The organism is Bacillus sp. FSL W8-0645 (assembly GCF_038007905.1).
In the GTDB taxonomy this organism is placed as follows: Bacteria; Bacillota; Bacilli; order Bacillales; family Bacillaceae; genus Bacillus; species Bacillus pumilus.
Map to the genome: position 1 here is coordinate 940,386 of NZ_JBBOYC010000001.1, position 12,004 is coordinate 952,389.

The 12,004-nt window shown below is 41.5% G+C and carries 13 protein-coding genes; 11 read left to right on the plus strand and 2 right to left on the minus strand.

All coding sequences use genetic code 11. The features are described 5' to 3' along the window. Positions 1-40 precede the first annotated feature (40 nt). Together NST39_RS04585 and NST39_RS04590 are read left to right on the plus strand one after the other, a co-directional pair. A complete protein-coding gene (locus NST39_RS04585) occupies positions 41-970 on the plus strand; it encodes an ABC transporter substrate-binding protein (RefSeq protein WP_111913218.1) in 930 nt (309 codons plus the stop codon). 12 nt (positions 971-982) lie between these two features. Then, a complete protein-coding gene (locus NST39_RS04590) occupies positions 983-2,698 on the plus strand; it encodes an ABC transporter ATP-binding protein (RefSeq protein WP_341027305.1) in 1,716 nt (571 codons plus the stop codon). A gap of 79 nt (positions 2,699-2,777) precedes the next feature. Here the strand turns inward: NST39_RS04590 and NST39_RS04595 are convergent, their stop codons facing one another. After that, positions 2,778-3,104 carry a YnfA family protein gene (locus NST39_RS04595; protein ID WP_341027307.1) on the minus strand — a complete coding sequence of 109 codons (327 nt, stop codon included), beginning with the start codon at positions 3,102-3,104 and terminating at the stop codon, positions 2,778-2,780. 355 nt (positions 3,105-3,459) lie between these two features. Here NST39_RS04595 and NST39_RS04600 point away from each other — a divergent pair, with 355 nt between their 5' ends. The 6 genes from NST39_RS04600 (at position 3,460) to NST39_RS04625 (ending at position 7,301) form a co-directional block, all read left to right on the plus strand. Beyond that, positions 3,460-4,026: an RNA polymerase sigma factor gene (locus NST39_RS04600; RefSeq protein WP_050944756.1), complete on the plus strand. Its 567-nt coding sequence runs from the start codon at positions 3,460-3,462 to the stop codon at positions 4,024-4,026. Continuing rightward, on the plus strand, positions 4,023-4,769 hold the full coding sequence (locus NST39_RS04605; protein WP_341027309.1) for an anti-sigma factor: 747 nt from the start codon (positions 4,023-4,025) through the stop codon (positions 4,767-4,769). The genes NST39_RS04600 and NST39_RS04605 overlap by 4 nt, the downstream gene beginning before the upstream one ends. 95 nt (positions 4,770-4,864) lie before the next feature. Beyond that, positions 4,865-5,368, plus strand: a complete 504-nt coding sequence (locus tag NST39_RS04610) for a hypothetical protein (protein ID WP_113768309.1) — start codon at positions 4,865-4,867, stop codon at positions 5,366-5,368. An 89-nt stretch (positions 5,369-5,457) separates the two neighbouring features. After that, a complete protein-coding gene (locus NST39_RS04615) occupies positions 5,458-6,483 on the plus strand; it encodes a zinc-binding alcohol dehydrogenase family protein (protein WP_341027311.1) in 1,026 nt (341 codons plus the stop codon). Further along, positions 6,480-7,007 carry a YfiT family bacillithiol transferase gene (locus NST39_RS04620; protein WP_341027313.1) on the plus strand — a complete coding sequence of 176 codons (528 nt, stop codon included), beginning with the start codon at positions 6,480-6,482 and terminating at the stop codon, positions 7,005-7,007. Before NST39_RS04615 ends, NST39_RS04620 begins: the two co-directional genes overlap by 4 nt. Before the next feature lie 12 nt (positions 7,008-7,019). Next, positions 7,020-7,301 carry a hypothetical protein gene (locus NST39_RS04625; protein WP_341027315.1) on the plus strand — a complete coding sequence of 94 codons (282 nt, stop codon included), beginning with the start codon at positions 7,020-7,022 and terminating at the stop codon, positions 7,299-7,301. A gap of 22 nt (positions 7,302-7,323) precedes the next feature. On the opposite strand, the gene NST39_RS04630 is transcribed toward NST39_RS04625, so the two are convergent. Further along, positions 7,324-7,803 (minus strand): MarR family transcriptional regulator, encoded by a 480-nt coding sequence (locus NST39_RS04630; RefSeq protein WP_008341672.1) that lies wholly within the window; start codon positions 7,801-7,803, stop codon positions 7,324-7,326. Positions 7,804-7,971: 168 nt separating this feature from the next. On the opposite strand from NST39_RS04630, the gene mprF reads away from it, so the two are divergent. The 3 genes from mprF (at position 7,972) to NST39_RS04645 (ending at position 11,986) form a co-directional block, all read left to right on the plus strand. Beyond that, a complete protein-coding gene (gene mprF / locus NST39_RS04635; protein ID WP_044139697.1) occupies positions 7,972-10,542 on the plus strand; it encodes a bifunctional lysylphosphatidylglycerol flippase/synthetase MprF in 2,571 nt (856 codons plus the stop codon). Between the two features lie 91 nt (positions 10,543-10,633). Then, a complete protein-coding gene (locus NST39_RS04640) occupies positions 10,634-11,182 on the plus strand; it encodes a thioredoxin family protein (protein ID WP_341027318.1) in 549 nt (182 codons plus the stop codon). A 336-nt stretch (positions 11,183-11,518) separates the two neighbouring features. Further along, complete coding sequence (locus NST39_RS04645) at positions 11,519-11,986, plus strand: thiol-disulfide oxidoreductase DCC family protein (RefSeq protein ID WP_003217856.1); 468 nt, start codon at positions 11,519-11,521, stop codon at positions 11,984-11,986. Positions 11,987-12,004: the final 18 nt, after the last annotated feature.

Consider the following 12,004-nt stretch of genomic DNA (forward strand, 5'->3'; position numbering starts at 1 on the left):
ATGATTCTCAATGATTCATCATGATATGGAGGAGAAAAGTATGAAAAAACAAGGCATATTTCTTAGTTTAATGACTTTAGTGTTGTTATTCGCACTAGCAGCCTGCGGTCAAAAGGAAGAAAGTAAAAAAGCCGAAGAAAAAACAAAAACGGTTGACACAGTGAAAGGCAAGGTCGAGATTCCAGCAAATCCAAAGCGTATTCTCGTAGATGGCTATTTGGGTAGTGCTGTTGCACTAGGGGTAAAACCGGTTGGTGCCACAACACAAGATTTAAAAAACATACATCTCAAAGGCAAAGTGGATGGTGTGGCAGACATTAGTGATGAACGCTCCGCCGAAAAGGTGGCAAGCTTAAAACCAGACCTCATCATTTCAGCTGTAGACGATGAAAAGGTACTTGATGTCTACAAAAAAATTGCCCCAACGATTGTTTATCCGTTCGGTGTATTTAAAAATTCACAAGAAGAGATCACTACATTAGCCAGCATCTTGAATAAAGAAGAAGAAGGAAAAGCGTTTTTGAAAAAATTTGATCAACGTATAGAAGCTGCTAGAAAGAAAGTGAAAACAGTCATCAAAGAAGGCGAAACAGTGTCAATCTTGGGTGCATTTAAAAATGATGTCTATGTGTATGGGAATGGTATCTATCGAGGTGGACAAGCACTTTACGAACAATTGCAGCTTCAGCCGCCAAAAGATGTTGCAGACACTGTTTTAAATGGAAAGTCAGGATTTGAACATATTTCATATGAAGTGCTACCAAAGTATGCAGGTGATTATATATTTGTTGATGAAGCCAACGGAGGTACATTCGATAAGAGCAATTCAATATGGAAAAGCTTAAAAGCAGTGAAAAAGAATCAAGTACACGACTTGGATATTGCGTATTTCTGGCCATTTGATCCAATAGCTATCGCCAATCAAGCAGAAAAATACGTTGAGATATTGACAGAATTATCTCAGAAGTAAGGGGGCTGCTTTTTGTTAAAACGATTTTTCTCCTATTATAAGCCATATATGGGGCTGTTTATATTAGATTTTTCCTGTGCCGTCATAGCGGCACTACTTGAATTATCATTTCCACTTGCGATCAGTATGGTTGTAGATGACCTGCTCCCAAACAGAAACTGGGAAATGATTCTCATCTGGAGTGGAATTTTACTGGCAGTCTATGTTGTCAGCTCAGCAATGAATTATGTGGTGACATATTTTGGACATAAGCTAGGTATCAATATTGAAACAGATATGAGAAGTCAGCTATTCACCCACGTACAAAAAATGTCTTTTCGATTCTTTGATCAAAAGAAAACAGGAAAGCTTGTTTCACGCATGACAAACGATTTAATGGATATTGGTGAAATCGCTCACCACGGTCCTGAAGATTTATTTATTGCAATGATGACTCTTACAGGTGCATTTGCCCTGATGCTATCAATTAATTGGCAGCTTGCCGTCCTCACGTTTCTCATTGTTCCATTCTTAATAGGGCTATCGGTTTATTTTACGAAGAAAATGTCGATTGCCTTTGATCACATGTTTTCAAGTATTGGTCAATTCCATGCCAGGGTTGAGAATAATGTGAGCGGAATTCGAGTAGTGAAGGCATTTGGGAATGAAACGCATGAGGTTGATCGCTTTATTGAACACAATGAACAGTTTAAACAAACGAAATTAACCACATACAAAATGATGGCATTACACGCTTCGATTAGTCATCTGCTTATGAAGGGCGTCACCATCTTTGGCCTTGTATGCGGGACATGGTTTGTGATGCAAAAGAATATGACCTATGGTGAATTCATTTCATTCGTCCTGCTGTCTGGAATCTTTTTAGGACCCATTCAACAAATTAATTCAGTGATTGAGACGTATCCAAAGGGAGTCGCAGGCTTTAAGAGATTTGTTTCGCTCTTAGATCAAGCCCCAGACGAAAAGGACGTCCCTGATGCGATTCATGTCGATGGCCTAAAAGGTGAAATCACATTTCATGATGTCAGCTTTGGTTATGAGAAGGACAGTTTGATCCTTGAGCATATTAATCTGGAGTTCAAACAAGGGGAAACGGTTGCCATAGTAGGTCCTTCCGGTGCTGGTAAATCCACGCTATGCAGTTTATTACCAAGGTTTTATGAATGGCAATCTGGAACCATTACGATAGACGGCATTGATAGTAGACAGATGAAGCTGTCTTCACTGCGCCAACAAATTGGAATAGTCCAACAAGACGTCTATTTATTTAATGGGAGCATTCGAGAGAACATTCTTTATGGAAAGCTTGATGCAACTGAGGAAGAAATATGGCAGGCAGTGTCAAAAGTAGAGCTAAAAGAACTCGTCGAATCCCTGCCCGAAGGTCTTGAGACAATGATTGGTGAAAGAGGCGTCAAGCTGTCAGGTGGACAAAAGCAGCGTGTATCAATTGCACGTATTTTCCTGAAAAATCCACCTATTTTAATACTGGATGAAGCGACCTCATCACTAGATACTGAAACAGAGGCTTCGATCCAACGATCACTAGAAGAGCTTTCAGAAGGTAGAACGACGCTAGTCATTGCGCATCGCCTTGCAACTATTCAACATGCAGATCGAATTGTTGTTGTGACAAAAGGTGGCATTGCAGAGCAAGGAAATCACAAAACATTACTAACGCAAAATGGCTTATATAAGCGCCTTTATGAAACACAATTCGGTGCATAAAAAGTTCATTAGGAGAAATGTGAAAGCCGGCAAAAGAGCGCCGGCTTTTTTCTCATGACATGTATTGCAATCTTTTTCTCTAGTTTCTAGGGGCAAAGAGCATCATACTCATACCTATTAAACAAATAAGAGCGCCTTCCCAATCGTACAAATCAGGCGTTTTTCGATCGACCCACCAGCCCCAAAACACAGCAAGAACCACAAACACACCGCCATAGGCCGCATAAACCCGTCCGAAAGTCGGGAACTGCTGGAAGGTAGGAATGACCCCATAAGCGACGAGGATGAGGCTGCCGGCGATTCCAAAGCTGACCGGTTTGGCTTCACGCAGCCAAAGCCACACAAGATAGCCGCCGCCAATTTCTGCTATTCCTGCTAATAAAAAAAGAATGATCGTCAACATCATGTAAGGACACTCCAATTCATTTCGTTACCTTCTATTATGACATGTTGAAAAAATGCGTTCTACTTCATTTACATTGTGAGGGACATGAGAGTTTGCTAGAATCAACTGAACAGAGAATGGAAACACATGGATTCTTGACTTTTCAGATAGAAGTGATCCAAATGGCCTTGTTTTTCGTACAGTAAGTACATTCTCATGAGGAGCATACTTCCTTTTTCGGCGCTCTTTTTTTCTCCTTGAAAAAAGAGTAAAGTACAAAGTAGGCTTATTTCAGCAAATCGAGTGATAAGCAATACGTGAAGGATTTCATGATGAATGCAGCATGCTCTTTCTCATGAAAAGGAAGGAGATGACCATGGATACACTGAAAGATTCTGAGCTGTATCACAAGATCAAATTTGATCGTCACAAGCCTTCGCTTGAAGTGCTGTATGATCGCTATGAACGTGTGTTATATTCGTTTATTTATAAAATGACTGGAAGCCGTGAGCTTGCGGAGGAAGTGCTTCAAGAAGTCTTTATCAAGCTCTGGCGCGGCATAGGAGAATACCATACGGATAAAGGCAAATTCTCCTCGTGGTTATTCATGATGTCACGCAACACGGCCATTGATCTCCTAAGAAAGCACCGGAACGAAACGGCACTAGAAGATGAGCATATTGAATATTTAGCCGATCATCAAGAAGATGTATCAAAGGAAGTCGAATGGAACGAGGAAAAACAAATCATACGTGAAGCAGTATCTACATTGTCAAAAGAACAGCAAACCATCATAGAAGATGTCTATTTTAAAGGAATGACACAAAAAAGTATTGCTGAAAAGCTAGGCATCCCCATTGGAACGGTGAAGGGAAGGGTTCGATTGTCATTGAAGCACTTACGGACGAGACTGTCTCGCGGAGGAAAGGAGGAAGAGGCATGACTCAGTGTAAACATCAAGTGATTGATTATTTCAACGGGCATATCCAAGGAGAAGAAAAAGCACAATTTGAAGAGCACCTCAAGCACTGCTCAGCTTGCAAAGAAGAGCTTGAAGAATTGACATCGCTCATGTCTGACATTCCATTTCTAGCAGGTGACCAAACACCTCCGGCAGGGATGAAAGACCGTATTTTATCCCAGGTGTTTGAAGAAGAGACGGCCGAAGAAAAGAATAGCCATAGGAAAGAGCTCAAGGCAGTACGTGAACAAAACGAGATCAAACCACTACAAAAGAAACGAAATCAATGGCTCTTGCCGCTCGTTGCCGCACTGCTTCTCATTTCAGCAGCTGGAAACGTGTATTTCTTATCGAATGTAAAAGAACAGGCGGAAGAACCTGTCAGGGTTGTAGCGACAAAATCACTGGCATCAGCCGCATCACCAAAAACAACGGGTGCTTTCTCAGTGATTGAGCATAACGGCAAAAAAGAGTTGGTGGTGAGTGCAGACGGATTAAAGGATCAGCTTGATTCATCTGCTGTTTATCAAGTATGGCTTATTAAAGGCGATCAGCCGGTGCCAGCCGGTGCCTTTAAAACAAATAACAAAGGAGAAGGAACCGTCACCTATGCATTATCAGAAAAAGAAGCGAGTGAATCATGGGATACCGTGGCAGTTACCCTTGAACCAAAAAAGGATAACAACCTGCCACAAGGACCTGTCGTACTAAGCGCTGCATTTTAAATGTGATTCAGGAAGGGTGCCTTTGGGCATCCTTTTTTGATAGGCAGAGGGAACTTTTTGGCAAATCAGACGTAGTACATATGGAGGTGAAACAGATGAAACCATACATAGAAAAAGAACTATTTCTCTTATCAGTGAGACACGCATGTATTGCATGTTATTTTTTAGTGTTTCCATTCGTTGCACAAGTCCTTTATACCCCATCACCTTTATTGATCGCCCTCATCGCTCTTTTTATGACTCATAACTTAGTAGAATGTACCATTTGGTTTTATAAATCGAGAAAGATCAGGAAGCGCCAGTCTGGGGATCTATCGAAACGAGGACATATTTTGACCCAGCTCATGCAAAGGCTGGAACAGTTGATCATGATCGGTTTTGTTGTTTTCTTTATCACGGAATGGACGCATGGAGCAGCTGATCACCTAACTCTTTTACTAGCTATTTTTCTATTAATGCTCTTTTCACTTCAGCATATCCAGTTTTATTACGTTCAGCTATTCTTTAAATCCAAAAGCTGGTTCTCCTATGTTCCTTCATTGCAAAAGGCACGTCCTTCTTATATAGCGAGGGAGAGAAAGGCTTTGAAGAGTTCTTAATGTGCAATCACTCGTTTGATCTATCCATAAACATCAGAAAATTATGATAAAATGTGGAAAAGAAGCATATAGAAAGGGAGTGCGAACGAGTGAAAGCTGTTGGACTATTGGAGTACTTACCGATCGAGCATGAGCAAAGCTTGATGGATCAGGAAGTAGAAAAGCCTAAAGCAACGGGCAAGGATATACTGGTGAAGGTAGAGGCTGTGTCAGTGAATCCAGTTGATACGAAGGTGAGATCACCGAAGGATCAGAAGGAAGAAAAACTAAAAATTCTTGGCTACGATGCAAGCGGTACGGTTGTTGAAGTCGGCGAAGCGTGTACATTATTTCAGCCGGGTGATCACGTGTACTATGCGGGAGATATCACGCGTCAAGGCTCAAATAGTGAGTATCAACTTGTGGATGAACGGATTGTGGCAAAAAAGCCTGTCAATCTCTCCTTTGCAGAAGCAGCCGCGATGCCTCTGACGACGATTACGGCATATGAAGCGTTATTTGACCGGATGCATATGAAGCGAAATGCAGAAGGGGCAACACTGCTCATCATCGGCGGTGCAGGCGGAGTAGGTTCTATCGCCATCCAACTAGCCAAATTAGCAAATGCCACTGTGATCGCCACCGCATCAAGACCTGAAACAAAAGAGTGGTGTCTGTCATTAGGTGCTGATCATATCATTGATCATCATGAGCCGCTTCTTGCGCAGCTTCAGGAAAAAGGAATAGGCGAAGTGGATTTTATTTTATGCTTAAATGATACAGACGGACATTTCAAAGGCATGGCAGAAGCCATAAAACCGCAAGGCACGATCTGTACCATTGTCGAGAATCAGTACAACTTAGACATTCAATTACTCAAAAATAAAAGTGCTTCATTTGTATGGGAGTTCATGTTCACACGCCCTATGTACAAAACAGCGGACATGATCAAACAGCATGAGCTTTTAACAGAGGCGGCTGAGTTATTTGAACAGGGGACATTGACGCATACATTAACAAAGGTTCTCAGTCCGATGAATGCTGCTCATTTGAAGCAGGCACATCAAACACTTGAGCAAGGAAAGATGATTGGCAAATTTGTACTAGAAGGATTTGAGAAAGGGGAGAGTGTATGACGTCATTACAATATCCGATTGGCTTATATGAACCGGCTGAAGAAAAAACGAAAGAACAGCTTGTGGCATGGATTGATCAGTTGGCTGCGATTCCTCAAGAATATGAAACGGTCACCAATCAATTGACAGATGCTCAGCTAGATACACCCTATCGGCCTGGAGGATGGACCGTCCGTCAGCTCATTCATCACGTAGCAGACAGCCATTTGAATGCATACTTACGATTCAAGCTTGCGCTCACAGAAGAAATACCGCACATCCGTCCATATGATCAGGCGGGATTCGCCGAGCTTCCAGATAGCAAAGCGCCCATCAGCCTATCACTGCCCTTAATCAGCAGTCTGCATCGCAGGTGGGTTACATTACTTCGAGGGATGTCAGAGGAAGACTTCACTGCGTCTTATTATCACCCAGCCTATCAACAAACGGTGTCCTTACATGATGCAACAGGTATGTATGTCTGGCACTCAAAGCATCATCTTGCCCATATCACGGAATTAATCAAAAGAAATCAATGGAATTAAAGGAGTAAACACATGTCTGGTAGAAGAATTGTCGGCGCCATGTTTATCTGTATGGCGGCATTGTTTTATATAGCAAAATACGTTCTGTTTGAGATGCGCTATAGTAACAGCCTAGGCTCAGAAAGAACGATTGAGGAACTTGAACAACTGCTGCCTGGCGGGACGTGGATCAGCATCATTTTTCTCATCATCGGTGTAGGATATCTCTTATGGGATGACAGGGAAGTCATTCGTAAAAATCTCTTCACCCCAGATCGAAAACTAGAAGAACTAAAAAAGACGGATCTCAAGTGACCGTCTTTTTTCCTTTTCATGTTTAGCCGCGTTCAGGACGCAGTGCTTTTTCTAAAATAGCCAGCCCTTCGTTGACTTTTTCTTTTTCCTCGTCATTGAGCCGTTGTAGGGAGTTTTTGATTTTTTCGTGTCCTTTTTGATAAATGCTTCTGAAAATGTTTTTCGCTTCCTCTGTTAGTTCGACGACAATGATTCTCCGGTCACGCTCAGAATGCTTTCGCTCGACAAAGTTAGACTGTTCTAAACGGTCAAGCAAGCCTGTCATATTGGACAAAGATGCGCCCATTTTTTCAGCGATTTCGGATACCTTGAGAGAGCCATGGTTATTGAGCAGCATGAGTACCTTCATTTGAGGCATACTCATATCAAGCTTCATCCATTCTGACACATCTCCAAGACCTGCAGCTGTGAGTACTTTCATATAAAGCACCCATGTCTTTTTTTCCTCTGGAGATAGAATCTCTTCTTTTAATACAGTGGTGTCATGAATATTGTATTCCACGCTTGTTCACTTCCTTTAAGCGGCTCTTTTCTCTATATTACTGATTTTTACTTCTAATTGAAAGGTTCGTCAAGCTTTTGAATGTTAAACTGCATGAATCAAGTGGTATTTGTTGTATAATAATGGTCAGTCGAAATAAATGAAGCAACTTAGAAAGTTGGGAAAAACATGTGGAACAAAAAAACGGGTATGACGATCTTAAAAATGCTTTTTCCGATCGTGATTATCCTTGTCTTAATTTTTGTCGCCAAGAAGGAACTGAGCGGCCTTTCCATTAAAAAAACGTTTTATATCATTGACAGCTTGAATCGAATGGACTTGTTTATTCTTGTTTTTCTTGGACTTGTCGCAGTGTTATCGATGTCCTTATATGATTTTATTTTACGAAAAAGCCTGAATATGCCCATCAGCGGCTGGAAAACGATTCGCATTTCTTGGATTGCGAACTCTTTTAACAGTGTCCTTGGGTTCGGCGGTCTATCAGGAGCAGGGCTTAGAACACTTCTATACAAGGAGTACATAACCGATACGAAAAAACTGCTCAAAGGCATTGCCCTTTTGACTTCCTCGGTCCTTTTGGGCTTATCTATTTTCAGCGATCTAATCCTGGTGAGGGTGCTTCCTGTTGAAAGTATTATCAGCCAAGAGCCGTGGTTATGGGCCTTTGTGATCATCTTTGCCTGTATTGTGCCTATTTACATCATTATGGCATCCGTACGAAAAAGCTCGATTGAGAGCGGTGAAAGCGGACTGAAGCATCCGATTTACGCTTATATCGGAGCATCATTTTTAGAATGGCTGGCAGCTGGTCTCGTCATGTACATGGCTGTCGTCTCTATGGGGATGAATGTCGATGTACGGATTGTATTAGGCGTATTTGCGATTGCGTCAATCGGCGGTTTAATCAGTATGGTTCCGGGCGGATTTGGTTCGTTTGACCTCATCTTTTTACTGAGCATGCAGTACATTGGGTTTGATAAAGAGATGGTGCTGACGGCGCTCGTTTTGTACCGCTTCGTGTACTCGATCTTCCCGTTTATCCTTGGGCTTTGTCTAGCTGCTTACGATTTAACGGGAACGACGCTTAGACGTCTTGAAGGCAATCCGAGAATGGCACCTGCCGTAGAAACAACAAACGTCTTAATTGTGTTGCACCGTGCTTTATTAATCCGTTTATTGTACGGATCAGTATCAATTTTAACTTTCGGAAGCGGCTTGCTCATCATGGCGTCTGTTGTGCTTCCTGTCGATCGATTAGGCGTGATTACGAGCATTCCACGCTTTCTATTATCAGGATTTAATGGTCTTTCTTTAATGTTCGGCATCATCCTGATGATTTTGTCCATTGAAGTGTATAAACGAACGAAAAGATCGTATGTGCTGACGATGATCGCCCTAGCAGGCGGCTTTGTGTTTACTTTGTTAAAAGGATTTAACCTGAGTCTCATCTTTATTCTGCCAGTCATCATGGTTGTATTTTTCTCTCTTCGAAATCAATTTGTGAAGCAGCAGGCCCCTTATTCCTTGTATCAGTTTGTGGCGGCTGCCGCTGGTTATTTACTCGTGCTGTTTAACTATAATGTCATCGGCAACTTTATTTGGACAAAAATTGGACATTTCTTGAGTAGGGATTACCTGGTGCATAATGAACGGCATATCACAATGACAAGCATGATTGCGCTCATCGGTGTACCGCTTTTTTTCTTCATTAGCAGATTGATTTTTAATAAAAGAGCATTTCCGATTGGAGAAATAGCAGATGAGGAAAAATTAAAAACGTTTTTAGAGGAAAAGGGTGGAAATGCCCTCAGTCATCTTGGCTTTTTAGGCGATAAAAAATTATTTTTCTCAAGTGATGGAGAGGCGATGCTTCAATTTGGGCGCATTGGCCGCTGCGTCATTGTGCTTGGAGATCCATCTGGACGTAAATCGTCCTATCCACTTGTACTTGAAGAGTTTCTACAGCAGACAGAAAAAGCAGGCTATCGCGTTGCTTTTTATCAAGTAGAACGGGAAGGGATGGCGCTCTACCATGACTTAGGCTTTCATTTCTTTAAGCTTGGAGAAGAAGCCATGGTCGATTTAGAAACGTTCTCTCTTTCCGGTAAGAAAAAATCAAATTTACGGGCTGTGGCCAATAAGTTTGAACGAGAAGGCTATACGTTTGAAATGCTGGAACCGCCTTTTTCAGGTGAGCTTATCTCAACTTTAAAACGGATTTCTGACAGCTGGCTCGGAAAGAAAAATGAAAAAGGGTTTTCGCTCGGCTATTTTCAAGAAGATTATCTTCAAAAAGCACCGATTGCGATTCTGAAGGATGAACAAGGGGAGATCATTTCTTTTGTATCACTAATGCCGATGTATCAAGAAGGGGAGATTTCCATCGACCTAATGCGTCATATGCATGATGCACCGAACGGGATGATGGATGCGCTGTTTATCCACCTTTTTCAATGGGCGAAAGAAAAAGGCTACAAATCCTTTAACATGGGAATGGCGCCTTTATCAAATGTAGGAACATTTCATCAATCTTTCCTCACGGAGCGTTTGGCGAGTGTTATTTTCAACAACGTCAGATTTATGTACAGCTTCAGCGGATTACGGTCGTTTAAACAGAAATATAAACCTGAATGGCGCGGAAAATATTTAGCGTATAAAAAGAATACATCATTACCTGTCACAATGGTGCTTGTCACCAAGCTGATTGGGATGGACCCAAATCGCAACCGGCGTCCATAGATCAAAAACCTTTACCTTTCACTAGGTAAAGGTTTTTTTAGACAAAAGAATAGCAAAAGTGGTAAAGTTGAAGAGTAAGGGGGATGTAAATATGACATTAAATGAATGGTTTAAAAAGGGATTAACTGAACGTACATATGTACACAACATGGAGAAAAACCGAGAAAATCTACTCACGGTGTACAACCAGTACGCAATTCATCAAAAAGAAAAAGAGCTGCTTCAAAAGCTGCAAAAGAATAAGCTCAGAGCACTTGTCATCACAGCGGATTGGTGCGGAGATGCGATGGTCAATGTACCAATTTTCATGCGTATTGCAAGTGAAGCACTCATTGATGCGCGCTATTTCATTCGGGACGAGCATCTAGATCTGATGGATCAGTATTTAACGAACGGGACCGCAAGATCGATTCCGATTATCGTAATCATTGATCAGGATGGGAATGAAGTAGGTAAATGGGGACCACGCTCAACAGAAGCACAGCGATTTGTTGATGAGAAAAAACCCGACAAGGATGCCCCTGATTTTGAGGAAGCTTTTCAAGTATTTGCGAAAGAAGCCGCACATCACTATACGACAGATCGTTACTTATGGAAAGATATTGAGAAAGAAATAGTAGAAGTTTTGGAAAAAATATAAACCAAAAGACTACTTCGCCGCAACGGGAAGTAGTCTTTTTTTATCTTGTTTTTGCGTCTCACCTACAAAACACCGCATAAAGATGTAGAAAAACCGCAGAATTCTACAAAAAACCGCAGAAAACCGCAACGCATCACGATTTTCCCAACCATTTTTAGTTGAAAAACCTCATATGTGCCATGAAAACCTTAATTTTGCCCTTATCTAAAGGCTCATATAACGCACGTTGGTTTGCTTTTTCCCAATACAAGAGGCCCAGCAACTATAGTAATCTAGTTGTAATCTCCTTTGAACGAACTAAAAAACAAATGACGGAAAAGGGCTGGCGATCAATCTATGAAAAAAATCATTTATCTCGATCAAGAAAAAAAGAAGCTCGCTGAATCGAAAAAAAGAGAACAGCGTTCCATCAAATCACTTAGGCTGCTTGTGTTTTATGACGGGCAAAGTCCTTCATGTGCAAAAGCGATGGACTTGTTGAAAGCTCTCGATTGGAAGAACCGTATTCATTTTGAATCCTTTAGACACTCGCAGCTGCTCAAACTGAACAAAATAAGTGAAGAAAAGGCAGAAAAGCGAATCGTGTCAATTTCCTTAGCCAAAAACCAAAAAAACTCAGGGATCTATACATGGCTGAAAATTGCTTGCAATATCCCTGCATTATGGGGAACGATCCCATTCATCGTGCTCAGCATTTGGTTAGGTTTTGGTCAGCATGCGTACGATTACTTTGCGAGAAAACGGTATGTTCATTCAGTCAAACAAGTCACCCGTCCTGATACAGATCAACAGAAGACCATTTAATGAATAGGAAAAGCATGA